The sequence below is a fragment of the Corynebacterium sp. LaCa_70 genome, from assembly GCF_058182015.1.
Genome location: NZ_CP190914.1, coordinates 356,372 through 381,052 on the forward strand (window position 1 = coordinate 356,372; position 24,681 = coordinate 381,052).

24 protein-coding genes are annotated in these 24,681 nt (G+C 59.7%); 16 read left to right on the forward strand and 8 right to left on the reverse strand.

Features of this window, described 5'->3' with window-relative positions:
- Positions 1-44: 44 nt before the first annotated feature.
- Positions 45-1,442 (reverse strand): M20/M25/M40 family metallo-hydrolase, encoded by a 1,398-nt coding sequence (locus ACP8MI_RS01565; protein WP_239211207.1) that lies wholly within the window; start codon positions 1,440-1,442, stop codon positions 45-47.
- A gap of 46 nt (positions 1,443-1,488) precedes the next feature.
- Positions 1,489-2,919: a M20/M25/M40 family metallo-hydrolase gene (locus tag ACP8MI_RS01570; RefSeq protein WP_049150368.1), complete on the reverse strand. Its 1,431-nt coding sequence runs from the start codon at positions 2,917-2,919 to the stop codon at positions 1,489-1,491.
- A gap of 236 nt (positions 2,920-3,155) precedes the next feature.
- Here ACP8MI_RS01570 and groL point away from each other — a divergent pair, with 236 nt between their 5' ends.
- From groL to ppk2, 4 genes are all read left to right on the forward strand, one after another.
- The gene (gene groL, locus ACP8MI_RS01575) at positions 3,156-4,802 is read left to right on the forward strand and encodes a chaperonin GroEL (protein WP_049150367.1); all 1,647 of its coding nucleotides are present in this window, start codon (positions 3,156-3,158) and stop codon (positions 4,800-4,802) included.
- Positions 4,803-5,416: 614 nt separating this feature from the next.
- Complete coding sequence (locus tag ACP8MI_RS01580; RefSeq protein WP_249606316.1) at positions 5,417-5,614, forward strand: hypothetical protein; 198 nt, start codon at positions 5,417-5,419, stop codon at positions 5,612-5,614.
- A gap of 85 nt (positions 5,615-5,699) precedes the next feature.
- Positions 5,700-5,822: a hypothetical protein gene (locus ACP8MI_RS01585; RefSeq protein ID WP_018120779.1), complete on the forward strand. Its 123-nt coding sequence runs from the start codon at positions 5,700-5,702 to the stop codon at positions 5,820-5,822.
- Positions 5,823-5,979: 157 nt separating this feature from the next.
- Positions 5,980-6,879, forward strand: coding sequence for a polyphosphate kinase 2 (ppk2, locus tag ACP8MI_RS01590; protein WP_018120780.1), 900 nt, complete (start codon positions 5,980-5,982; stop codon positions 6,877-6,879).
- Between the two features lie 2 nt (positions 6,880-6,881).
- Here ppk2 and ACP8MI_RS01595 read toward each other — a convergent pair whose 3' ends face one another.
- The 3 genes from ACP8MI_RS01595 to ACP8MI_RS01605 form a co-directional block, all read right to left on the reverse strand.
- The gene (locus tag ACP8MI_RS01595; protein WP_126844527.1) at positions 6,882-7,208 is read right to left on the reverse strand and encodes a rhodanese-like domain-containing protein; all 327 of its coding nucleotides are present in this window, start codon (positions 7,206-7,208) and stop codon (positions 6,882-6,884) included.
- A gap of 91 nt (positions 7,209-7,299) precedes the next feature.
- Entirely contained in the window at positions 7,300-8,112 is an 813-nt protein-coding gene (locus ACP8MI_RS01600; protein ID WP_249606317.1) for a hypothetical protein, read from the reverse strand.
- A gap of 220 nt (positions 8,113-8,332) precedes the next feature.
- The gene (locus tag ACP8MI_RS01605) at positions 8,333-8,809 is read right to left on the reverse strand and encodes an inorganic diphosphatase (RefSeq protein ID WP_018120783.1); all 477 of its coding nucleotides are present in this window, start codon (positions 8,807-8,809) and stop codon (positions 8,333-8,335) included.
- Between the two features lie 232 nt (positions 8,810-9,041).
- Between ACP8MI_RS01605 and ACP8MI_RS01610 the strand changes: the two genes are divergently transcribed.
- The 11 genes from ACP8MI_RS01610 (at position 9,042) to ACP8MI_RS01660 (ending at position 19,850) form a co-directional block, all read left to right on the forward strand.
- Positions 9,042-10,376: a D-alanyl-D-alanine carboxypeptidase/D-alanyl-D-alanine-endopeptidase gene (locus ACP8MI_RS01610; protein WP_049150362.1), complete on the forward strand. Its 1,335-nt coding sequence runs from the start codon at positions 9,042-9,044 to the stop codon at positions 10,374-10,376.
- Between the two features lie 65 nt (positions 10,377-10,441).
- Positions 10,442-11,479, forward strand: a complete 1,038-nt coding sequence (tilS, locus tag ACP8MI_RS01615) for a tRNA lysidine(34) synthetase TilS (protein WP_284572072.1) — start codon at positions 10,442-10,444, stop codon at positions 11,477-11,479.
- 137 nt (positions 11,480-11,616) lie between these two features.
- On the forward strand, positions 11,617-12,228 hold the full coding sequence (gene hpt, locus ACP8MI_RS01620) for a hypoxanthine phosphoribosyltransferase (RefSeq protein WP_018120787.1): 612 nt from the start codon (positions 11,617-11,619) through the stop codon (positions 12,226-12,228).
- Between the two features lie 112 nt (positions 12,229-12,340).
- A complete protein-coding gene (gene ftsH / locus ACP8MI_RS01625; protein ID WP_018120788.1) occupies positions 12,341-14,521 on the forward strand; it encodes an ATP-dependent zinc metalloprotease FtsH in 2,181 nt (726 codons plus the stop codon).
- Positions 14,514-15,110, forward strand: coding sequence for a GTP cyclohydrolase I FolE (gene folE / locus ACP8MI_RS01630; protein WP_018120789.1), 597 nt, complete (start codon positions 14,514-14,516; stop codon positions 15,108-15,110). The genes ftsH and folE overlap by 8 nt, the downstream gene beginning before the upstream one ends.
- A gap of 120 nt (positions 15,111-15,230) precedes the next feature.
- Entirely contained in the window at positions 15,231-16,034 is an 804-nt protein-coding gene (folP, locus tag ACP8MI_RS01635; RefSeq protein WP_236658193.1) for a dihydropteroate synthase, read from the forward strand.
- A gap of 85 nt (positions 16,035-16,119) precedes the next feature.
- Positions 16,120-16,470, forward strand: a complete 351-nt coding sequence (folB, locus tag ACP8MI_RS01640; RefSeq protein ID WP_049150354.1) for a dihydroneopterin aldolase — start codon at positions 16,120-16,122, stop codon at positions 16,468-16,470.
- A 2-nt stretch (positions 16,471-16,472) separates the two neighbouring features.
- Positions 16,473-16,973: a 2-amino-4-hydroxy-6-hydroxymethyldihydropteridine diphosphokinase gene (gene folK / locus ACP8MI_RS01645; RefSeq protein WP_049150452.1), complete on the forward strand. Its 501-nt coding sequence runs from the start codon at positions 16,473-16,475 to the stop codon at positions 16,971-16,973.
- A gap of 7 nt (positions 16,974-16,980) precedes the next feature.
- Positions 16,981-17,442, forward strand: coding sequence for a DUF3180 domain-containing protein (locus ACP8MI_RS01650; protein WP_049150353.1), 462 nt, complete (start codon positions 16,981-16,983; stop codon positions 17,440-17,442).
- Positions 17,443-17,456: 14 nt separating this feature from the next.
- Complete coding sequence (locus ACP8MI_RS01655; RefSeq protein ID WP_049150350.1) at positions 17,457-18,788, forward strand: DUF6779 domain-containing protein; 1,332 nt, start codon at positions 17,457-17,459, stop codon at positions 18,786-18,788.
- 114 nt (positions 18,789-18,902) lie between these two features.
- Positions 18,903-19,850: a pantoate--beta-alanine ligase gene (locus ACP8MI_RS01660; RefSeq protein WP_053084970.1), complete on the forward strand. Its 948-nt coding sequence runs from the start codon at positions 18,903-18,905 to the stop codon at positions 19,848-19,850.
- Between the two features lie 4 nt (positions 19,851-19,854).
- Here the strand turns inward: ACP8MI_RS01660 and ACP8MI_RS01665 are convergent, their stop codons facing one another.
- From ACP8MI_RS01665 to ACP8MI_RS01675, 3 genes are read right to left on the reverse strand one after another with little or no spacing between them, the layout of a single operon-like run.
- Positions 19,855-20,853, reverse strand: coding sequence for an ArsA family ATPase (locus ACP8MI_RS01665; RefSeq protein ID WP_193387131.1), 999 nt, complete (start codon positions 20,851-20,853; stop codon positions 19,855-19,857).
- On the reverse strand, positions 20,844-21,107 hold the full coding sequence (locus ACP8MI_RS01670) for a cory-CC-star protein (protein ID WP_018120797.1): 264 nt from the start codon (positions 21,105-21,107) through the stop codon (positions 20,844-20,846). Before ACP8MI_RS01670 ends, ACP8MI_RS01665 begins: the two co-directional genes overlap by 10 nt.
- A gap of 20 nt (positions 21,108-21,127) precedes the next feature.
- Entirely contained in the window at positions 21,128-22,849 is a 1,722-nt protein-coding gene (locus ACP8MI_RS01675) for a carbon starvation CstA family protein (protein WP_049150348.1), read from the reverse strand.
- A gap of 213 nt (positions 22,850-23,062) precedes the next feature.
- Between ACP8MI_RS01675 and lysS the strand changes: the two genes are divergently transcribed.
- Positions 23,063-24,673, forward strand: a complete 1,611-nt coding sequence (gene lysS / locus ACP8MI_RS01680) for a lysine--tRNA ligase (RefSeq protein ID WP_126844543.1) — start codon at positions 23,063-23,065, stop codon at positions 24,671-24,673.
- Positions 24,674-24,681 lie beyond the last annotated feature (8 nt).

The following is a 24,681-nucleotide window of genomic DNA, read 5'->3' on the forward strand; positions in this document are numbered from 1 at the left end:
TCCGCCTCCCGTTTATTGCGCGCGGGTTAAAGACTTTTTCAAGTCTAGCGGAAATGGAGACGCGTCAACAGCAGAGCTTCTGCCAGCGCCAAGCGCGCAATTTCTTCAGGATCCACAGATTCGTTACTCGAATGTATGGCCGAAGCCGATTCGGCTACCCCGTACAAGCCAAATTCGGCATCAGGGAATTTCTCCGCCAATTTCACCGTCAGCGGGATGGAGCCGCCGGTGCCGATCAACTCGGTCTCATGCTCATAGGCTTCTGCGATGCAGTCGCTGAGCACACCGAAAAGTGGGCCGGAGGTATCAGCAGCAAATGCCGGATTGGCAGAGGTGATTTCGACGTCGATGTGCGCGCCCCAGCTGATATTCGCGCGCAAATGTTCGGCAACTTTTTCTGCCGCGGCCGCCGTATCGACTCCTGGCGGTACCCGCAGGTTCAGCTGGGCCGAGGCGGTGGCTGGTACGGCGTTGATAGCTTCTTCGACTGGAGTGGAGCTAAAACCAGTAATGGTGACTGCCGGGCGGGCCCACACCAGATCAGCCATCTCATCATTGCGAGCACCGAGCATGTCGACGCCGTCGAGCAGGCCCGCGGCTTCTCGTGCTTCCTCGTCTTCGGCCGGGTAGGGGCTGCCTTCCCAGTTGCGGTGCTGCCCCAAACCGGCGACCGCGACTTGGCCGTCGTCGTCATGCAGCGTGGCCAGCACGCGCACCAGGGCAGCCACGGCATCCGGGGCCGCGCCACCAAACTGGCCGGAATGCACCGGGGCCTCGAGCGTGTTCACGGTGACGGTCAGCTGCCCGCCACCGCGCAGACTGGTGGTCAGCGTCGGCAAGCCTGCCTGTCCGGATGCGGTATCGGCGATGCAGATCAGATCGGCGTCAAAAAGCTCGGGGCGTTCGTCGACAAGATCCTGCAAGCCCTGCCCGCCGCGCTCCTCGGAGCCTTCGCACACCAGAATGATGCCCGCATCGCAACCGCCGACGGCATCGACGGCGCGGATAGCGGCCAGGTGCATCAGCACATTTCCTTTGCAGTCCGCAGACCCGCGCGCGTACCAGCGACCCGCGCGCTCGGTGAGGATAAATGGATCCGTTTCCCACTCGTCCGGGGTGGAAATATCGACGACGTCGTGGTGGCAATACAACAGCACCGTGGGTGCGTTGTTCTTGGCCGCGCGCTTGCCGACGATTGCGGGGGAACCATCGTTGGTGGTGATGATTTCGGTGGTCAAGCCGCGTTCCACCATGAGATCGCGGATCATCGCGGCGGAACGGTCCATGTCCTTGGCGTGTTCGTCGTTGAGCGCTAGCGATGGGATAGCGCACAGTTGTGCGAGGTCGCCGAAGATGCGTTGGCGCTGGCCACCGATGTGGTGGCGCAGGGCGTGGGCGAGGTGGCCGTGATTCGGGTTGGACGGATCGTGATAGCTGGACACGGTGCTAATCCTTGGGGTTGTCCGAGTTGTTATACCGGGGCGTTGGTTATGAGTTACGCGTTTGCTCGCTCAGGCGAGTGATAAACAGCGCTTCGGTGGTGGCCAGGCGGATGATTTCTTCCGGATCCACGGATTCATCCGGCGAGTGGATGGTGGTTTGTGGCTCGCACAGCCCGTAGACGGCGATATCGGCATCCGGGTTGGCCTCGGCCAAAGCGGTGGTCAGCGGGATGGACGCGCCGTTGCCGGTATTGCGGACGTCCTTGCCGAAGGCGGTGGCCATGGCGGATTCGAAGGTTTCGAAGGCGGCGGAATCCGTGCTGGTGGAAAACGGGCTGAAGACATCTTCTGCCGTGACCTTGATGCGGGCGTCGAAAGGCACGGCATCGCGGATCTGCTGGGCAGCAGCCTCGACGACGTCCTGGGTATCCAGGTGGAAAGGCACGCGCAGGTTTACCACGGCTTCGGCGTGGTGGGTGACAGCATTAACGACGTCCGAGGTTGGCCGCGAGCTCAATGCCGTCACCGTTGCGGCAGGTCGGGACCACAGTTGGGCAGCAATTTCCTCGTCGGTGCCCGTGCCGTGCAGGCCGACGCCGTCGAGCACGCCGGCATCGGAACGGAAAGTGGCTGCATCATAGCTAGCGCCATCCCAGTGCCACTTCGCATCGTCGGTGGGTTCGAAACCGCGGATGACGGTGTGGCCATTGTCGTCGAAAAGCGAGTTCAGCGCGCGCAGCAGCGCCAGGGTGGCATCCGGGGCGACGCCGCCGAATAGGCCAGAGTGCACGGGTGCGCGCAGCGTGTCGACGGACACCTTCAGCTGGGCACCGCCGCGCAGGGCAGTGGTGATGGTTGGGGTGCCCGCGGCGACGTTGCCGCCATCGGCAATCAGCATGACGTCTGCCTGGAATAGCTCTGGACGCTCTTTGATTAGTTTGTCCAGGCCGTCGCCGCCTTGTTCTTCCGAGCCTTCGACCAGCACGCGCAGGTTAATGCCTAGGTTCTGCAGGCCGACGGTGTCGTCGACTGCGCGCAAGCCGGCCAGGTGCATCGCCAGCGAACCCTTGCAGTCCGCGGCGCCGCGGGCGTACCAACGGCCGTTGCGCTCGGTGAGGGTGAACGGATCTGCGGTCCACTCAGCTGGATCACCGGCCAGGACGACGTCGTAATGCGAATACAGCAGAACCGTCGGCGCGCCTTCAATCTTTGGGGTGGACGCCAGATACGTCGTGGAACCGTCGGCGGTGGGAATGGCGCTGACTTCAAGCCCGGCGTCGGCAAGCGCGGCATCCACCCAGTTACCAGCGTTGGTGTGTTCTTCCTTCAGCTCCGGGTTGTCCGGGAGGTACACAGAATTAAAGGCAATGATCTCGGATAGCTGCGCAAAGATTTCTTCGCGCTGGCCGCGGATGTGCTCCTGCAGAGCGGCTTCGGTGCTGTTGGTGTTGCTGTTGGTGTTGCTCGTGCTATTCATGACCGCCAACCTAGCAGGAATCGGTTAGCGAAACGCCGGGTATAACCTTGCACTCACAGGGGCCGAGTGCCAGAATGGTTGCTAGCACTTCCAGTAGTGGAGTGCTAAACCACTACTAAAAGACCTATCACGCAGGTGAGAATGGTGCACACTCACGCCATTCGTGCCGTCGCGGGCGCCTGGCGTGATCATTACCGTGAGTGTTGTCCTTCACCAATAAAAGGAGCACATAACACATGGCAAAGCAGATCGCTTTCGACGAAGAAGCACGCCGTGGCCTCGAGCGCGGCCTGAACACGCTGGCCGACGCCGTCAAGGTCACTCTGGGACCAAAGGGACGCAACGTCGTTTTGGAAAAGTCCTGGGGCGCGCCAACGATCACCAACGACGGTGTTTCGATCGCTCGCGAAATTGAGCTGGATGAGGCTTACGAAAAGATCGGCGCTGAGCTGGTCAAGGAAGTAGCCAAGAAGACTGACGACGTCGCCGGTGACGGCACCACCACCGCTACCGTGCTGGCACAGGCACTGGTACGTGAGGGCCTGCGTAACGTCGCCGCAGGCTCCAACCCAATGGGCATCAAGCGCGGCATTGAGACCGCCACTAAGGCGGTTGTGGAGCGTCTGCTGGATTCCGCCAAGGAAGTAGAAACCCAGGAGCAGATCGCTACCACCGCAGGTATTTCCGCAGCGGACCCTGCCATCGGTGAAAAGATCGCCGAAGCCATGTACACCGTGGGCAACGGCCAGGTGAACAAGGATTCTGTTATCACCGTCGAAGAATCCAACACCTTTGGCGTGGACCTTGAAGTCACCGAAGGTATGCGCTTTGACAAGGGCTATATCTCGGGTTACTTCGCCACCGACGTTGAGCGCGGCGAAGCCGTGCTGGAAGACCCATACATCCTGCTGGTTTCCGGCAAGATCTCCAACATCAAGGAACTGGTTGGCCTGCTGGAAAAGGTCATGCAGTCCAACAAGCCACTGCTGATCATCGCCGAGGACGTCGAGGGTGAAGCCCTGTCCACGCTGGTGGTGAACAAGATCCGTGGCACCTTTAAGTCCGTAGCCGTTAAGGCTCCGGGCTTCGGTGACCGTCGCAAGGCGACCCTGCAGGACATGGCTATCCTGACCGGCGGCCAGGTGATCTCTGAAGAAGTTGGCCTGTCCCTGGAGACTGCCGACATCGCGCAGCTGGGTACCGCACGCAAGGTCGTTGTTACCAAGGATGAGACCACCATCGTGCAGGGTGCTGGCGAGCAGGCGCAGATCGACGGCCGCATCAAGCAGATCCGTGCGGAAATCGAGAATTCCGATTCTGATTATGACCGCGAGAAGCTGCAGGAGCGTCTGGCGAAGCTGTCCGGCGGTGTTGCCGTGCTGAAGGTTGGTGCCGCTACCGAGGTTGAACTCAAGGAGCGCAAGCACCGCATCGAGGACGCTGTGCGTAACGCTAAGGCTGCTGTCGACGAGGGTATCGTCGCTGGTGGTGGCGTCGCCCTGCTGCAGGCTGCTTCTGCACTGGATGCGCTGAAGCTGACTGGCGATGAAGCCATTGGCGTCAAGATCGTCCGCGAGGCACTGTCTGCTCCGCTGAAGCAGATCGCTTTCAACTCTGGCCTGGAGCCTGGCGTTGTTGCAGACAAGGTTTCCCGCCTGAACCCAGGCGAAGGCCTGAACGCTGCTACCGGCGAGTACGTAGACCTGATGGCTGCTGGCATTAATGACCCAGTCAAGGTCACCCGCTCCGCTCTGCAGAACGCTGCTTCCATTGCAGCGCTGTTCCTGACCACCGAGGCTGTGGTTGCGGACAAGCCGGAGCCAGCTGGTGCCGACGCTGCTGCTGGTGCTGACCCAATGGGCGGCATGGGCGGCATGATGTAAGCAGCTGCCGGTGTGTAGCTCGCAGGCTGTGTCGCATGATGCAGTGAGTTGCTAACTGTAAGCGCCGTTGCCCGGATGATCGGGGAGCGGCGCTTTGTGCGTGCGTGAGGGGTGTGTTAAGGGGACTTAGGGGCTTGAGTAATCGGCCTGCGGGAGAGTGGTTGAGCATTTAAAGATGTACGGAGCCGTGGATAAGCGGCCGTGTATAAGCGGCAATTGCTGCTTTTTAGGTCAAACTCATTCACCCAGAAGAGGGTAAGGCGAAAAGGGGAGGGTTGGTTGCGAATGGGTGATGGTCGGAATCTTCCGATGAGGGGTCGTTCTGTGAGGTATGGATTGCGATTCGCTGAGAATCAGCTGCAACCACCCTGTGACCTGCAGATTTATTTTGGTAAGCGTTCCCTATGGGGCCGAGTTAACCGTTAATTCCTGGTTAAGGTTGGGTGGAAAGCAAAAGTGGTGGATATGCCATATTTTTTATATTTAGCGAAATTGTCGTAGGTGCTTGACTTTTCTTCAAACTGTGTCACAATAAGATCCAGGACGCCCTGGGGCGTCGGGAAATTGAACATCTACCCTGGGATCGCCGGGGGAATCCTCATGAGGAGAAATTCATGAACGTTGAAATGATCCAGGAACAGCTGAACAACGCAGTTACCTTCTTCAAGGCTTTCGAGAACATCAGCAAGGGCTTGGAATTCTTCTACACCCCACAGGGTGATAGCAAAGAAGCTACCGGTATCTATGGAGCTATCAAGGGTGCCTTTGAGCCACTGAGCTCCAGCTCCTCGAACGCTCCAGCTGCTAAGTAATCACCTCACGGCCAAGCTGCCGGGAATTCTTGTGAGTGACTAACCATCACTCATTTCACTTCATATTTCTTCCAAGGAGATAAACATGAACACTCTTGTAGAGACTTCCTCCAACTTCGTTGCAATGTCCGTTAACTTCAAGGACATCTTCGGCGCTTTCAAGAACATCGTTGAAGGCTTCGAGGGCCTGGCGAAGCTGGCTAAGTAATCCCACAGGCTAGATAGTCACCAGGGTTAAGCTCCCTCTCCTATCCGGAGAGGGAGCTTTTTGCATGCCAGAAAAATTTACAGTGAACAATGTGTAAACACTTAGCGTTTATCCCAACACTTGCGACAGAAAACACACAGCGGGCTAGACTGGCACCATGGCAGCCGATTTTGAAGACGAACTCCCGACCATCGACCTCGCAGAAACCGACGGCTACATCGTCGATGACTCCGACGAAGACGATCCCTCGCTGATCACCCCCAGCGGCGAACCCGTCGACACGTGGCGGGAAAACTATCCGTATGACGAGCGCATGACGCGTGAGGAATACGAGCGCACCAAACGATCACTACAAATTGAGCTGCTGAAATTCCAAAATTGGACCAAAGAAACCGGACAGCGCCACATTATCCTTTTCGAAGGCCGCGACGCCGCAGGTAAAGGCGGAACGATCAAACGCTTCAACGAGCACCTCAACCCCCGCGGTGCACGCACCGTTGCGCTCGAGAAGCCGTCGCCACGCGAATCCACCTCCTGGTACTTCCAGCGCTATATCCAGCATTTTCCAGCTGGCGGGGAAATGGTATTTTTCGACCGCTCCTGGTACAACCGCTCCGGCGTCGAACGCGTCATGGGCTTTTGCACCGAATCCCAGCACGCCGAATTCCTGCGCGAAGTACCGATGTTGGAGAACATGATTCTCGGCTCGGGCATTTCGTTGACGAAGTTCTGGTTCTCGGTGACGAAAAAAGAACAACGCACTCGGTTCGCCATCCGCCAGATCGACCCCGTGCGCCAGTGGAAACTTTCCCCCATGGACCTGGCGTCGCTGGACAAATGGGACGATTACACCAACGCCAAAGAAGAGCAGTTCCGTTACACGGACACCGAAGAATCGCCGTGGATCACCATCAAATCTAACGACAAAAAACGCGGCCGCATCAACGCCATGCGGTATCTGCTCTCTAAATTCGAATACACGAACAAAGACCACGAAGTAGTCGGAGAACCAGACCCGCTGATCGTCAAACGCGGCCGCGACCAGATCGGGGACTAGCGCTAGCGCTCCATCGGAAGCTCAGCGTCTTTCCATGCCGTAGTGCCACCAGCAACGCTAAACGCCGTGGCACCGGTTGCCTGCGTGAGGTACTCGCAGGCCTTGGCAGAACGGCCACCGGCCTTGCAAATGATGTAGACATCCTGGTCAGTGTTGATCTGGCTGGCATATTCCGCGAACTCGCTCAAAGGAAAGTTCACCGTGCCGATGGCATGTCCCGCGGCGTACTCGTCGCGCTCACGCACATCGATAAATTGCGCGTCGGCAGGAACCTCGTGCACAGAAACTTCGTTGACAGTTACTTCTTGCTTTTTGCCTTCGTTGCTCATGACACCAGCCTAGTGCGAAAAACTCGCTCTCGCGGCATGACCGTACGGTTACCGCCGAGCGCAGGTGCCGCGTGTGGCTTGGCGACGCGGCTTAGTCCCACAACCGATGCCACAGCCACGGCGGGCGCGCAAACGGGCGCTTGCGTTTGGCAATGGCCCGCACGTGTTCCGCCACGAACCTCGGGTAATGGCTAATCGTCGTCGCAGTGTAATGCAGCGGCGTCCATCCGCGATGGACGGCATCGTTGAGTTTGTGGCGGTCTAATTCAAACTGGCGACGGTTTTCCGCATGGTGATAGGCGAATCCGTCGACTTCGATGGCGATTTTGTAGTCCTCGAGAACCAGATCCCAGTGGTAAGGGCCGATCTTTACGTTATTTTGGACTGTGAAATGCTGCTCCAGGGCGCGAGTGAGTTGGCGTTCCGGCACGCTATCGGTGCCGATAATTGCGTGATCGAGAGCGCGTTTTACCTGGTGCGGGAAACGCCGGAATTCCTGCTTGTTCAGTTGCAATCTTTGGTGTCCATCCTTGCCGGAATAAAAGGCTTCCAGGAAGGCGACGGCGCCGTCATGCGACATTGTTTCCACGGCTTGTAAAGGGTTGCAAATAGTGACGCCATCCCAGGTGAGCGCACCTTTCGGGCGAGCACGACGAGCCGTGAAATAACTACTCGCTGGTAGCGACGACTCACGCAGGAGCTCCAACGGGAAACTCAACGGTTGGTCGAGGTGTTTGCAGGCAGCCGATGCGCCGTCGAGCGCACAGTCTGGCCACTGCTCGCTCATGATGCGTGCGAGTTGCTCCGGCGTCGGCTTGTCGGACAAATAAAGCCCGTTGGCGATGCGGATTGCGCCGTGTCGTGCCGCTTTTTGACCGGCATTCCTCCCCCGAAAAATGTGCACTCGTATTCCCCCGAAAGCTTATGAAATTGCGTTTGGTGGTGCATTTTTACAAATAGTGGGCCTGAAACCCCCGATTTTCGCGGCCTATTTGTAAAAATGCACCAAACTCACGAATCAGGCCGCACGAAACGCCCCCGACGCCCCCCCCCAAAAAAAAGCGCCCCGAAACACGCCCACGCACGCCTCGCACGGCCCCAAGCAGGCTATAACAAGCTACAACCTAGCCCTTGTAGCGCTCGAGAGCCTCAGCGTGGATCTTTTCCGCCTCGGCCTTGTCGCCCCAACCGGAACCGGTGACTTCCTTGTTTGGCTCGAGGTCCTTGTAGCGGGTGAAGAAGTGCTCGATTTCGTCCTTGGTGTGCTGGTCGACGTCGTCGATGTCCTGGATGTGCGCCCAGCGTGGGTCGTCGACCACGGCCAGCAGTTTGTCGTCGCCGCCGGCTTCGTCGGTCATCTTGAACACGCCGACGATGCGCGATTCCACAACCACGCCCGGGAACACTGGCTCTGGCAGGATGACCAGCGCATCCAATGGGTCGCCGTCTTCGCCGAGGGTGTGGTCGATGAAGCCGTAGTCCGCCGGGTAGGCCATTGGGGTGAACAGGTAGCGGTCCAGGTACACCTTGCCGGACTCGTGGTCGATCTCGTATTTGTTGCGGGAGCCGCGTGGGATTTCAATGGTTACTTCTACGCTCATTGCATCCACCTTTCTGTGGTTGAGGTTCGTTTAGTTGGTACTTGTCAGCATCCTCAATCACTCTGGCGGCCGTCCTTCTTTAGGCTTTCCGCCCCGCCGAGCGCCCGCCGAGCGATTGCAGTCGGTTGCCCACTTTACCTGCCCAGGCCAATCGCCCCGGCGCAGGCGTGCCGCATCCTTGCTCTCGGGATCGCGCGGAGATTCGCACTGATCCGCGCTAGAATCAACCGCCATGAAGGTTTTCTGGTGGGTTTCGGTAGTCATCGCCCTGGTTGCTGTCGCTGCTACCGCGACGGTGGGGGTGGCCTACCACCAGGCTTATAGTGACGTGGAATCTGCGCCACCGTATGAGTTGGCCCCCGCAAACTTGCCGGTCACGCCCGTTGAGCCTTCGCTTGCCGACGACGGCAGCACCATCAGCCCGGCTGCTGGCTTCCAGGCGCCGGCGATTGATGGCCAGCTGGGTGCGGCAGTGGTGGACCTGTCCACGCAAGAAAGCGTCTATGAGCACGATGCGCACCGGCAGTTGGTTCCGGCGTCGTCGACGAAGATTGTGACCGCGACTGCCGCTTTGGCCAGCATGGATCTGGATAAGCGCCTGCACACGGTGATTGAGCATGATGGCGGGCACGTCGTTATCCGCGCTGCGGGGGATGTGTGGCTCGATGATGCGGCGTTGGATGCGGCGGCTGCTGCGATTGGGCATGCGGATTCTGTGGAGATCGATACCAGCCTGTGGTCTGGGCCGACGCAAGCTGAAGGTTGGGATCCGGGGAATGTTGCTGAGGGCTATATCGCGCCGATGGAACCGGCGATGCTCTATGGCGGGCGGATTGGCGCTACCAGCGGGGACGTGCCGCGTTCGACCACACCTGCGTTGGATGTGGCCCAAGCACTGGCAGACCGGGTCGGTGCCAGCCACGTCGCTGTCAATGATAATGCTGCGCCGCTGCCCGCGGTGACCACCCTGGAGTCGCCGATTCTGCGCGAGCGCTTGGAATTGATGATCAAGCATTCCGATAACGTCATGGCTGAAGCCATCGCGCGTGAAACCGCGGTAGCCCGAGGAATGCAACCGGCGTCGTTTAGCGATGCCACCAGTGCGACCCTGGAGATTCTGCGTGAGATCGGACTGGATACCGCGAATATGCAGATCAGTGATAACTCCGGGTTGTCTTCCCAGAATCGGCTGACTGCGCATGGGTTGTTGCAGTGTCTGCAGGTCGCAGCGCATGGTGCTGCTGGCGCGGATGCTGGGGGAGACACCCGTGCGAACGCCGGGGATGCGGATGCGCCTGGTGACAACGTCGGGGATTTGCGCAGCCTGCTGGACGTGTTGCCGGTCGCCGGTGGTGACGGCACGTTGGATGATCGCTACGCAGACCTTTCTGCCCGCGGATATGCGCGCGCGAAAACTGGCACGCTGACGGATACCTCTGCTCTGGTCGGTATCGTGACCGGACGCAGCGGACATACCTATGCCTATAGTTTGCTGGTGAACGACGCGCCGATCCTGCCCGCCCGCGCGCAACTCGACGAGTTTGTCTCCGCGCTGCGGGAGCATTAACGGCAGCAGCGAGAAATTCAGTAATGAGAAATCCAGCTGAGGGAAATTCAGCGGAGGAACATGCAATGGGGAACTACCGCGTGCAGAAGAACCTCCATGCTTTACGCGGCGGCAGCGCACCGTTTTGGCCGCGGCGGTCCCCAAATTTCCTGCAGGTACGTACCGCTCTGCGGGTTGCCATGCAACGTCAGCGCCAGGGTCACGCGCAATTCATCATCGCTGTCAGCGGCGGCCCGGATTCGTTAGCGTTGGCGGCGGCCGCGGCGGCGGAAAAACTCGACGCCTCCGTAGTCAGCATTGACCATGGCTTGCAAGAAGGTTCGCGGGAAGTCAGCGAGCGTGCGATCGCCCAGGTGCGCCAATGGGGGTTGGATGGCCAGGTGGTGCCGGTGACTGTTGCGAAAGAATCCGCGGAACAATCGCTCGAAGCCGCCGCACGCCATGCGCGCTACCAGGCTTTGGGAGAAATCGCGGGTGACCGGCCGATCCTGCTGGCACACACCGGTGATGACCAGGCAGAAACCCTGCTGCTCGGGCTACTCCGCGGCAAGGCTAGCGCGATGCGGGAGGTCTCCGATTACCAGGGGCACACGTTGCTGCGCCCGTTGCTGCCGATTCGCCGCGAAAACACTGTCGGCGCCTGCACAGAACTCGGGGTCGCGGCGTGGAATGACCCGCATAACGCTGATGTGGCTTTTCGACGCGTGGCCATTCGTCGGCGCGTGCTCCCGCTGTTGGATGAGATTGTCGGTGGAGACGCCAGCGCCCCGCTGATGCAGGCAGCCGAGCTGATCCGCGAGGACGAGGACTACCTGCAGCATGTGGCAGCGTTGCCGCACGAGACCGGGGCAATATCGACGCCGCACGAGACCGGGGCAACACCCGAGCCACCGAGCCTGGACATCGCCGCACTGGGCCCTAGGCCACTGGCGCGCCGGGCGATCGCGGAGTTCTTGCACCGCCACGGGGCGCAGGTCACGGCACGCACGCTAGCGGCTAGTATTGCGCTTATCGACGACTGGCACGGGCAAGGCGCAGTTTCTGTCGGTAACAGGTTGGAACTAGCACGCCAAACTGGCAAACTGGTGCTATTACACAGCTAGCTTGTCGACGTCACCCAGGCGTCGGCAAGCAGTACGTGATACAACAACTTCATCGGAGTTGCAGCGCCAACCGTGCTGTCGCTTCGCAGCGCAACCGCTTAACCGCTTAACCTCACAGCCTCACCGAAAGGCCGACCATGGCAGATCACATTCACACCACGGTGGAAAAATCCGTCGACGATAAATTTTACGACGTCCCGGAAAATCGCTACGGCAGCGATGTTGAATCGGTGCTGATCAGCGAAGAAGAAATCAGACAACGCGTCAAGGTCCTTGCGGATAAGGTGTCCAAGGACTATGCGGGCAATGATCTGCTGCTGGTGTGCGTGCTGAAAGGCGCGGCGGTATTTTTGACGGACTTCGCGCGTGAGCTGTCCATCCCGAGCGAGATGGAATTCATGGCGGTGTCCTCCTACGGCAACTCGACGACGTCGTCTGGTGTGGTGCGCATCTTGAAAGACCTGGACCGCGACATCGAAGGCAAAGACGTGCTGATCGTCGAGGACATCATCGATTCTGGCCTGACGCTGTCCTGGCTGGTGCGCAACCTGCGCAACCGTAATCCGAAGTCGCTGAACGTGATCACCCTGTTGCGTAAACCAGAGGTCGTGACCGCGAAGCTGGATCTGTACGACGTCGGCTTCGACATCCCCAACGAATTCGTCATCGGCTACGGGCTGGATTACGCCGAACGATACCGCGACCTGCCGTATGTGGGTACGCTGCACCCGGACGTGTACTCGACTTAAAACGTCAAGCGTCAAACGTGCAACGCCGACCACACAGCGCGCACTGCGGACAACACGTGCACTGGGAATACGTGCACTGCGTATAAATATGTACTGCTCGTAATTAGGATTCATGAAAAACAAACGCATTATTCAAATCGGAGCCGGCGCCGCCGTGCTTTTGATGCTGTTGTTCACCGTCACCCGGTTGAGCGACGACACCCGCCATTTCCTCGACGTAGAAACCTCGCTTGCGCTGGAGCAACTGCAGGAAGAAAACGTCGACAAGGCGCAAATCGATGACCGCGAGCAAACGCTGCGCCTGGAGCTGCGTGAGCCGATCACCGTCGACGAGCAAGAAGGCGTCGAGTCTGTGATCACGCAATACCCTGCGCGTTCGGCCCCGGAAGTTTTTAACGCGGTGCAAGACGGCAACGTCGACGAGTATGACACGAACGTCACCAGCGACAGCTTCTTGATGAGCATGCTGTCGTTCTTGCTGCCGATGTTGCTGCTGTTTGGTCTGCTGTTTTTCTTCCTCACCCGGATGCAAAAGGGCAGCATGCTGGGGATCGGTGGCAACAAAGCCAAAGAGCTCACCAAGGATATGCCCACCAACACCTTCAAGGATGTGGCGGGTGCCGACGAGGCCGTCGACGAGCTGCACGAGATCAAAGATTTCCTGGAAGATCCCACCCGGTACCACGAATTGGGTGCGAAGATCCCGCGCGGCGTGTTGCTGTACGGCCCACCGGGCACCGGTAAAACCTTGCTGGCGCGTGCTGTTGCCGGTGAGGCAGGGGTGCCGTTTTATACGATTTCGGGTTCGGATTTCGTCGAGATGTTCGTCGGCGTCGGTGCTTCCCGTGTTCGTGATCTGTTTAAAACCGCGAAGGAAAACTCGCCGTGCATCATCTTTATTGATGAGATCGATGCCGTGGGTCGCCAGCGTGGTTCCGGTACCGGCGGCGGGCACGATGAGCGTGAGCAAACCCTGAACCAGATGCTGGTGGAGATGGATGGTTTCGGTGACCGTGAGGGCGTGATCCTGATTGCCGCCACCAACCGTCCGGACATTCTGGACCCGGCGCTGTTGCGTCCAGGTCGCTTCGACCGGCAGATCCCGGTGACTCCGCCGGACCTGAAGGGCCGCGAGGCGATCTTGCGTGTGCATTCCGAGGGTAAGCCGTTGGCTAAGCACGTTGACGTGACGCAATTGGCCAAGCGCACTGCGGGCATGTCCGGTGCAGATCTGGCGAACGTGCTTAACGAGGCCGCGCTGTTGACCGCGCGCATCGGCGGCAACGTGATTACTGCCGACGCATTGGAAGAAGCCACCGACCGCGTTGTGGGTGGCCCGCGTCGTTCCTCGAAGGTGATTTCCGAGCAAGAAAAGAAGATCACTGCTTACCACGAAGGCGGTCACACCCTGGCGGCCTGGGCCTTGCGCGATATTGAGCGCGTGTACAAGGTGACCATCCTGGCACGCGGTCGCACCGGCGGGCATGCGATGACGGCACAAGAAGACGACAAAGGCATGTACAACCGCGAGGAAATGTTCGCCCAGCTGGTCTTTGCTATGGGTGGGCGCGCTGCAGAAGAACTCGTGTTTGGCACGCCGACGACGGGCGCGTCCAGCGATATTGAACAAGCCACCAAGATCGCGCGCGCGATGGTGACCGAATACGGTTTCTCGCCAGCACTGGGCACCGTGAAATACGGGCAAGAACAAGGTGATCCATTCTCTGGCCGCGGTGGCGGCGGTACCTCGGGATATTCCGAGCAGATTGCGCACACCATCGACCAGGAGCTGCAGTTCCTGCTGGATAGTGCGCACCGCAAGGCCTATTCGATTTTGGGCGAGCACCGCGACTACCTGGACAAACTCGCGCTGAAATTGCTGGAAAAAGAAACCCTGCGGCGGCCAGATTTGGAAGCCATCTTCGACGGGATTGATCCGCAGCGTGTGGATATTTTCGATACCGACGTGCGCTTCCCGCAGCAGGCTGGTTTCGAGCCGGTGAAAACCCCAACAGAGTTGGCGAAAGAGCGGGGCGAGGAACCGCCGAAGCGTTTGTCGCTGCTGGAGGCGTCGCTGCTGGCTCGCGAGCGTCGGCAAGCAGCCCAGAAGGATGGTGCTGATGAGCATGCTGTCGAGGAAGGCGAGATCGGATTGATCTTCGGTGACAACAATGCTGTGGGCGTGACCGGGCTGCCGAAGTTGGAAGCCGCGGAGCAGACCGGAAAGCATCGCAAAGATGGGCCGGGGCACGAACAAAATGACGAGCAGGGTAGGGACAACAAGGATGACTAACGCTGAGAGCACAGGCAACGTCGGCAGTTTTGATCAACAGCGCGCCGAAGCTGCGGTGCGGGAACTGTTATTCGCCGTCGGCGAGGACCCGGACCGCGAAGGCCTGCGCGATACCCCGGCCCGTGTGGCCCGTGCGTACAAAGAATCTTTTGCTGGCCTGCACGAAGACCCTACCGCGGTATTGGAACGGACGTTTTCGGAAGACCACCAGGAATTGGTGCTGGTGCGCGATATCCCGATTTATTCCACCTGCGAGCATCACTTGGTGCCGTTTTTCGGCAGCGTGCATATTGGTTATATCCCAGGTCGCAACGGCGATGTCACTGGTTTGTCCAAGCTGGCGCGCCTGGCGGATTTGTATGCCAAACGCCCGCAGGTCCAAGAACGGCTGACCAGCCAGATTGCCGATGCGTTGATGAACAAGTTGCAGGCGCAATCGGTGATCGTCGTCATTGAATGCGAACACCTGTGCATGGCGATGCGTGGAATCCGGAAACCGGGTGCCGTGACGACGACGTCCGCGGTGCGTGGTGGTTTCCGAGTGAATGCTTCGTCCCGTGCAGAAGTTATGAGCCTTATCAGGAGCTAAGCAGCCAGAATGGATACGCCGGATATGTCGCACGATTTCTCCCATCACGCACCGCCGCGCCCACCCGCGCTGGTGTTGCCTGATTCTTCCGAGGCGGCACGGCGGGCGCGTTGCCAAGTGATGGGCATCGTAAACGTCACCGATGATTCCTTTTCTGATGGTGGACAATTCAATACCGTCGATCGCGCTGTCGAGCACGCCCACCGGCTGATTCACCAGGGTGCGGACATCATCGACGTCGGCGGCGAATCCACCCGCCCGGGGGCCAAGCGGGTGGACCCGGACCAAGAAAAACAACGCATCACCCCGGTGATCCGGGAACTCGCTGCCGCGGGCATCGTGACCTCGATCGATACCATGCGAGCGTCCACCGCAGAAGCCGCTGTGGACGCTGGAGTATCCATGATCAATGATGTCTCTGGTGGCATGGCAGACCCGCACATGTACCGCGTGATGGCAGCGTCCGGGCTTCCGGTGTGCCTGATGCACTGGCAAACCCTGCAATTTGGTGATGCCAGCGGCGAACACGACGGCGACGTGGTGGCAGATGTACACGCGAGCCTGGACCGGCTTGTCGACAATGCCTTGGCCGCCGGGGTAGCAGAGCACAATATTGCCTTGGACCCGGGCCTGGGTTTTGCGAAATCCGCGCAAGACAACTGGGCTCTGCTGCACGCACTGCGTAGTTTTACCGAAGGCCGTTTCCCGATCCTCGTGGGGGCTTCACGCAAGCGTTTCTTAGCGGCGATCCGCGGGGCGCGGGGGCTGGAATCAGGCCCGCAATTGGCCGACCCAGCCACGGCGGCTGTGACGGCGCTTTCTGCGCAGGCAGGCGCTTGGGCGGTGCGCGTGCACGAGGTTGCGGTCTCGCGGGATTCCGTGGACGTTGCCCACGCCTGGCAGACTGGTGGCAGCCAGGAATAGGTAGCAAAACTAAAGCGAGCAGAACGCCGGCGCGGGCGTCGGCAAGCAAAAGCCAGCAAACTCACGGCAAGGAAGGCAGCACTGGATGGACCGGATCGAACTGAAAGGCGTGGAATGCTACGGCTACCACGGTGTGCTGGAAGAAGAGCGTGTGCACGGCCAAACTTTTTATGTCGACCTGACGTGTTGGTTAGATTTTTCGCAGGCGAAACAGCTGGACGATACCGTGAACTACGCCGAGCTGGCACAGTTAGCGCACGATATTATGACCGGTGAGCCGGAAGATCTGATTGAAGCTGTGGCCAATCGCATCGCGAACCAAGCGCTGGCCACGTATGAACAGTTGGCATCCATCGAGGTCACCGTGCACAAACCGTCCGCACCGATCCCGCTGCCGTTCCAGGATGTTGCCGTGGTTGCACGGAGGCGCCGATGAGCATCACCGCAGTATTATCCATTGGTTCCAACATGGACGATTCCCGCGAGCTGCTGGATTCCGTCTACCGCGATTTCGATGGGATGGGTCAGCTGCGCGCGGCCTCGTCGATCTACCGCACCCCGGCGTGGGGGGTGGAAGATCAGCCCGATTTTTTGAACGCCATTTTGCTGGTGGAAGTTGACCAGACCCCGCTGGAACTATTGCACCGCGGCCAGGAACTGGAAAACGCCGCCGGGCGCGTGCGCGTGCAGAAGTGGGGACCACGCACCCTGGATGTTGATATCGTCGCGGCGTGGGACAGCGATGCCACCGAAATTACCTCCGATACCGAAGAACTTCGCCTGCCGCACCCGCATGCCCACCAGCGCGCCTTCGTGTTGCAGCCGTGGCTGGAGATCAACCCGGATGCGGTGCTCGGTGGGCAGCGCGTCGCAGAGCTGTTGGATGAGCTTAGCGACGACGAGAAAGCGGGAATCACCCGCGGGGAAAGCTTCCGGTGATCACACGATGAAAGCTACCTCGATTCCCTGGTTGGTCGCCACCGGGTTATTTGCCGCAGCCTGTACCGCGATTGTCGCTTGGCAGCTCTACGGGCGCATGCCGACGGTGCCCGTGTTGGTGTCGGTGGCGCTCTGGGCGATGGCGCTCGTGTGCGTCGTGTTGGGGCGTCGCGTGGCGAATTCCCGTGACGATCACGGCATCGGCATGGACCGCAGTCAACTCGACCCCTTGACGGCCGCGCGCTACCTGGTATTTGGCCAGGCTGCAGCATGGACGGGGGCAATTCTAGGTGGCGGGTATGCCGGAATTGCTAGCTACGTGATCCCGAAAGCCAGTGAATTAGTTGCCGCGCGTGAAGACCTACCAGCGGTGGTGGCTGCCGCCGTGGGCGGGGTGGCGTTGGCTGCGGCAGGTGTCTATCTAGAACGAGCGTGCCAAAACCCAATGCCACCGGAAGCGAGTTTTTAGCTAAAGTGATGCCCATGGAGCAGGAGAAGACTTCGCACACCGACTACCGCGGCCGGAACGCCAGTGGCCAGGGCGTGAGTGACCAGGGCGTGAGCGGCTGGGATCGTCGTGGCCAGCAGTCCAGCAACCAGGTTGACCGCGGTCAAGTTGGCGTGATCGTGCTGATCGTGCTGGCAGTCGTCGCGACGGTGGTGATGCTGCTGTCGAACTCGGAGGTCGCGCTGCGCCTGGCGTTGTTGGCGTCGCTGTGGTCTGCAGTCATCGGGTTTTTCCTGGTCACCCGTTATCGTCGGCAAGCGCAGAGTGCTGAGCAGCGGGTGGCAGATCACGAGCGCTTCGTCCGCCAGCAGCAGGAATCCGCTGCGGCTCAGGCTGCAAGTAAAGGAATCTCGACGCCACAATCGCTTGCCGACGCGGGCGGCAAGGGCATTGATCCTGAGCGTTTTGAACAAATGTGGGAGTCGATCCGCGCGGAGCTGTCGGTGATCCGCACGCACCTAGAGGAATTGCAGGATCGCGAATTCGGTTACGAGCCTGCCGCGCTGCAGGCTGAGGCACGGCGGATCCGGGAGTTGGAGCAGCACGCCGATCACGCTGGTTTTTCTGCTGGATACGGTGCCAGTTCTGGTGCCCCGAGCCGGGATGCGATTGCGGGCAAGCTGGGCAGTCAGCCGAGCCAGCCGCAGCCGAACCCCTTGTCTGCGTTGATCAGTGAGCGCGAACAAGAACAGCAACAGCGCGAGACTGACAAGCCGAAGCAGCCGCAGACTACGACGCGGAAAACCGTGAAACCAGCTGCCGCTAAGCCCACCACCGCGAAACCTGCTAGCCGGACACCAGCTGCCGAGACAGCACAGTCCGCCAAAACTGGCGCTACAAAATCTGACGCTACGATATCGGCTGCTGTGAAAACCAGCGCTGCAAAATCTGGCGCCACCAAATCTGATTCCGCTGAGCAGAATCAGGCACGGAAGTCCGGGGCGGGGCAGGCCGCAAACTGGGATACTGGCCGTAGCATGGACCCTGTTTTCGACACTTCCCGCTTCCATGCAGTGCGTTGGGATTCGACTGGGCAGAACAGTACTGCAGGGCAGGCCAGCACCTCCAGGCAAGAGAATACCGCCGGGCAATACAGCTCCGTCGAACGCGACAGCTCCGCCGGGCACATGAGCAGTGAGAAAACGCAACACAGCGAATCGGCTGCGGCTAAGACCACGACGCAGCAGCCTCAACCGGCTGCTGGTGCCCACCAGGATGATGCCGAAGCACGCCCGCACCGTCGTCGTCGCGATGAAAACACTGAAGGTATCTCCGTCGCCGAGCTGCTGAAACGCACCCAGAAATAATAGGCAGTTGCGATAGCGCGTTGACCAGGTACAGCAGCCACCTACATCAATCACCTACATCAATCACCTACATCAACCACGTACACCTCCTATGCCACGACAGGTAGATCATTCATGAGTTTTGCTTTCGGGCAAGCCACGCTTTTTCACCTCGCGGATATCGCGAGGTTTTCGCGTGTCATGCGCACAACCGGTAAATCACTACAGCTGGTGGTGCTAGGCGCTGATATTCACGCTGGCCACCGGGTTTTGCTGCGCACAGCGAAACAGCGTGGCGTTGCGGTGGTCGCCGTGGAACTTGTCGACGAGGTCGGCGGTCATGCCGTGACCTCACAGAATCCGGAACAACATAATCCGGCGGCACAGCACCCGGCACCCCAGAACCCAGCACCACAGCAAGCGGTGCACGATAAACCGGCCGAATTGCGCCCGGAGATCATGGAGATTCTCCGCGAGGCAGAAGTCGATGCCGTCGTGCCGTATACCCGCGCGCCTGGCCATACCGAGAGCCTGTGGCCGCAAGGCCTGCGCACGCAGATCACCCCGCCGGACGGGCTGGAAGATAGCGCGGAACTAGCACAAGCCTTAACCACGCACCTGAGCTTGCTGCATGCGGTGGCCCCAGAGACCATCATCGCTGGGGAAAAAGATTACGAGTTGCTCCTGCGCCTCCAGCAGGCAATCACCGACCTGCATCTGGACGTGAAAGTACAAGGCGTGCCGACGGTGCGCATGCCGGATGGGCTGGCAATGAGTCTGCGTAATACTGCAATTCCGGAAACCGACCGCGAGAAGGCCCTGGCTTTATCAGCCGCGTTGACTGCCGGTGCACACGTGGCCGAGCGGGGTGCGGAAGCCGTGCTCAGTACCGCAGCGGACGTGTTAAGGGCGGCCGGGGTGCAGCCGGATTATTTGGAGCTACGCGCCCGTGATTTCGGCCCGGCGCCGGAAGAAGGCGACGCCCGTTTATTGGTGGCGGCTACTTTTGGTGGGGTGCGCCTAGTCGATAACGTGGGCGTGCCCGTCGGGATTGGCTTCCGCAACCTGGACGGGGATAATTAGCCCACTAGCCGCGTGTCAGGTATGCGGCGATTTCCGCCAATGCTGCCGGTGTGCCGACTTCCGAATCCAGCAGCGGCACTTCCGTCACGTTCACCTGCGGCAAGCGACGGTGGAGGTCTTCCAGCGCGGCATCTTCCAGGCGGCGTCTATTTGCCAAAAACTCGCCCTGATCTGCTGGTGAGCGCCGGTTGACCACCGCACCCCCGACGCTAATACCGGTTTTCGTCAACTCTGCGTGCAGCTCGGCGGTTTCTAGCACCGGCACTTTTTCTGCCGTGAGTACCAAATAAAACACCGATTGGTTCTGCAGCGCATCGCGCAGCCGGGCAAACCGCTGCTGACGTTTGTGCAAAATGGACCGTAACTCCTGGTTGCGGCGGTCCACACCGTCTTCTGCGGTGTGCTTCGGGTCCATCCCGCGGATCAGTTCTGAGAAACGCTCGGACTTATCCCGCCGATTCATCAACCCCTGGGTCCAGGCATTCATCAATTCCGGTACGGCTAGCAGCCGCGAGGTATGCCCGGATGGCGCGGTATCGACAATGATGAAATCGTGGCGCGAATCTTCCACTACCTGCGCGATTGCTTCCACCATCGCGGCCTCGTGCGTGCCCGGCGAGTTACGCGCTAAGTCCAAGTGTTTGGTTACCTCGCCGTGCAGTCGCTCCGGCATCATCCGCCGCATAGTGTTTTCGACCTGCGAGATATGCGCCTTAGTGGTTGCCGCCGGATCTAATTCCAGTAGATGCAGGTTGGCACTTGCCTTCGCGGCCACCCCCTTCGAGCCGACGGTCTGTTCCCACATATGTCCCAGGTTGTGCGCGGGGTCGGTGGAAACCAACTGCACGGAAAAACCGGTTTCTGCCAGGCCAAGGGCCACGGCCGAGGCGATCGTGGACTTGCCGACGCCGCCTTTGCCGCCGAAAAACACGATGTGGGGTGTGGCGCTGTCAGCCGCGCCTGCACCGCCGTCGGCAAGCGCTCTAATCTGATCTAGCAGCATTGGATTTCCTCCAAAGGCGAGCGCAGCATCCCCATGCGCCGGTGCCAGGCATGGAAATCCTCGTAAATGATGGGCAATAATTCCAGCGTATAAAAGCTGGCCGGGTTGGGAATGCCCAGGGCTTCGGACATCACCAACAGCTGGAACAGGTCATCTTCTTCCTGTCGTGCGCGCGCAAATGTGGCCCGGTACGGCGCGGAATAATACTCGTTGAGCCCGTGGCCGAAGGCTTTCAGCTTGTCGACGATAGACATGACGCGTGCTCCCGCCCCGGTTAGTTCCCGCGCTTAATGGCTTGTGCCTGCGGCAGCGGGGCGTCGGTGTCATCGTCGGTCCAGACCACCTTGGGTGTGTTGTGCGCGCGTCGGTAAGCAGCGGTGGCTTCGATAACCACCCAGACTGCACAGACCAGGATGACCGCGTCGATGACTACCAACAGCCAGTTGCCATCGGAGATGAACGTGCCCAGCTGGGACACCGCGGCCCACAGCGAGGCAACCATGACGAAGATGCCCGGGATGATCACCATCCAGGATGGGCGGCGTAGGTGCGCCAGGATGATCGCGATGATCGATAGCGATAGGGCTGCCATGATCTGGTTCGTGGTACCGAACAGTGGCCACAGCGTCATGCCGCCGGAACCGTCGGCACCCGCGGAGAAGGTCAGAACCAGGGCAATTCCTACCGCGATGATGGTCGAGGAGAATGCCCGCAAACGCACACCGGCAACCTCGGCGATTTCCTGTACCACCATGCGTTGCAGACGAACACCGGTGTCCATGGTGGTAGCGGCGAACAGCACGGCCATCGTCGCCAAGATCGTGGTGGAGATACCAGCGGGGATGCCCAGGCCAGCGTTGACGATGTTGCTGCCGCCCTCGACGAAAGCATTAATGCCGCCTTCGTTGAACGCGCTATAGATTTCTTCCCACTCGGCTAAGGATTGGAAACCAGCAGACACCGCGATGATGGTGCCGAGTGCTAGCAGGCCCTCGCCGACGGCGCCGAAGTAGCCGACGAAGCGGGAGTCGGTTTCTTTTTCCAGCTGCTTCGACGAGGTACCGGATGAGACCATGCCGTGAAAACCGGAAATCGCGCCGCAGGCGATGGTGACAAACAGCAGTGGCCACATTGACGGGGTGTCATCGGGCAAGTTGCTGTTTAGCGTTGGGGCGACGACGGTAGGTGCGGAAAGCAGCATGGAGCCGTAGAGAATACCCAGCGCGATGAATAGCTGGAGCCCGTTGATGTAGTCGCGTGGCTGCAGCAATACCCATACCGGCAACAGCGAGGCGATGGCGGCGTAGATAAACAGCAGGATGATCCACACACCGTTGGCTGGGATGCCCCAGACGGTGTCCGGCAGTGCGATGGGGAAGCGGTCGCCGATCAATACCAGCGTGTACAGGGCAATCACGCCGACGATGGAGACGATCGGCAGATTCCATTGCAAACGGTAGACGGCCTGGCCGATCAGCAGCGCGACGACGATGGCACCCCAGGTGGGGATTACTGCCGACGGGTTGGCGATAAGCAGGTTCGAAATAACGACGGCGAATGCGGCCACGACCATAAGCAGCAGCAAGAAGATGACGACCAGGAACAGGTTGCGTCCGCGTTTGCCGATATAGCGGCCGGAGAGAGTACCGATGGATTGGCCGCGGTGGCGTTGCGAGGCCCACAAAATGCCCATGTCGTGCATCCCGGCGATGAAGATGGTGCCAAGGGTGACCCACAGGAAAGCCGGTAGCCAACCCCAGATGATCGCAACGGCGGGGCCGACGATGGGGGCTGCACCTGCGACGGAGGTGAAGTGGTGGCCCCAGAGCACGAATTTGTTTGTTGGCACGTAGTCCACGCCGTCGTTCATGGCGTGTGCTGGGGTGGTGTACCGCTCGGAGAGTTGGAAGATACTTTTACCGAGGAATTTCGAGTAGATGAGGTATCCACCGATGATCATCGCGATCCCGATGACTGCTAAATACAGTGAGTTCACCGCTTAAGCCTCCTGCTTGGCTACAAGGTCCTGCGTGTCTGTTCCGAGTATCACGGTGAGTGAGTTCGGTGTGACGTGTCACAAATATTGTTGCACGTGGGGCGAAAAATTCCGCTATTGGGCTGCTAGATACCTGGCAGTGCCTGAATAAATGCCCGGATTCAGGATGGGCGTGCTTATCGTTTGTCGTGGTTTTCGACTACCCTGGGCCGGGTGAGTCAGCAGAAAAATTCCCCCGATGCCCCTGATAGCCTGCCGGAACAGTTGCGTATCCGGCGGGAAAAGCGCCAGCGTTTGCTTGACCGTGGCGACCAGGCCTACCCGGTTGAAGTCAAACGCACGATGAGCCTTGCCGAGCTGCGCAAGGCTTATGTCGTGGTGAAGCCAGAAGACACCGATACTGGCGCTGCACCGGCTGAGTCGGAACAGTTGGTGACCCGCGAGAATGGCGTGACCTATATCCAGCCGGGCGGCGATTCCGGCGATGAGGTGGCCATCGCGGGGCGTCTGCTGTTTAAACGCGATACCGGCAAGTTGTGTTTCGCCACCCTGCAAGATGGTGATGGCACCCAGGTGCAGGCGATGTTGTCACTCGCGGAAGTCGGTAAGGAAGCCCTAGATCAGTGGAAAGCCGACGTCGACATGGGCGATTTCGTCGCCGTGCAGGGCAAAGTTATTTCTTCCCGACGCGGCGAGCTGTCCGTATTCGTGAACTCGTGGCAGATGGCGTCGAAGTCGATCCGTCCGCTGCCGGTGTCGTTTGCGGAAATGGCGGAAGATACTCGCGTGCGGCAGCGTTATAACGATTTGATCGTGCGCAAAGAAGCCCGCGAAAACGCGATGACCCGCATCAAGGTGATCCGTGCTCTGCGCAATTACTTGGAGGGAATCGACTTCGTTGAGATCGAAACCCCGATGCTGCAGACCATCCACGGTGGTGCCGCCGCGCGTCCATTCGTCACCCACTCGAATGCGCTGGATCTGGACCTTTACCTGCGTATTGCGCCGGAGCTGTTTTTGAAGCGCGCCGTCGTCGGTGGCATTGATCGCGTTTTTGAAATCAACCGCAACTTCCGCAATGAGGGCATTGACCGCTCGCACTCGCCGGAATTCGCGATGTTGGAGACCTACCAGGCCTGGGGCGATTACAACACGGGCGCGCGGATGATCCGTGAGGCCGTGCAGTATATCGCCGAGGAAGTGTTTGGTTCGCAGGTAGTGACGCTTGCCGACGGCACCGAGTATGATTTCTCGGGCGAATGGCCGGAAATCGAGATGTACCCGTCGCTGAATGAGGCGTTGGCCCGCAAATTCCCGGATCAGCCGGAGGTCACGGTCGATTCCACCGTCGACGAGCTGCTGGGTATTGCCGATGCCATCGGACTGAAGGTTCCGAAGGACGGTGGCTGGCAGCACGGCAAGCTGGTGGAAGAAATCTGGGAGCTGCTGTGTGAAGATCAGCTGGACGGCCCGATCTTTGTCAAGGACTTCCCGGTGGAGACCTCACCGCTGACCCGCGATCACCGTTCGAAGCCGCGCGTGACGGAAAAATGGGACCTGTACGTGCGCGGGTTCGAGCTGGCAACTGGCTATTCTGAGTTGATTGATCCGGTAATCCAGCGTGAGCGTTTCGAGGATCAAGCTCGTTTGGCCGCTGGCGGTGACGACGAAGCCATGGTGCTGGATGAGGAATTCCTGGCTGCCATGGAACAGGGCATGCCGCCCACAGCTGGCACCGGCATGGGCATTGATCGCCTGTTGATGGCCCTGACTGGGCTGGGTATTCGCGAAACCGTCTTGTTCCCGATCGTGAAACCGGAGTAGTACCGGAC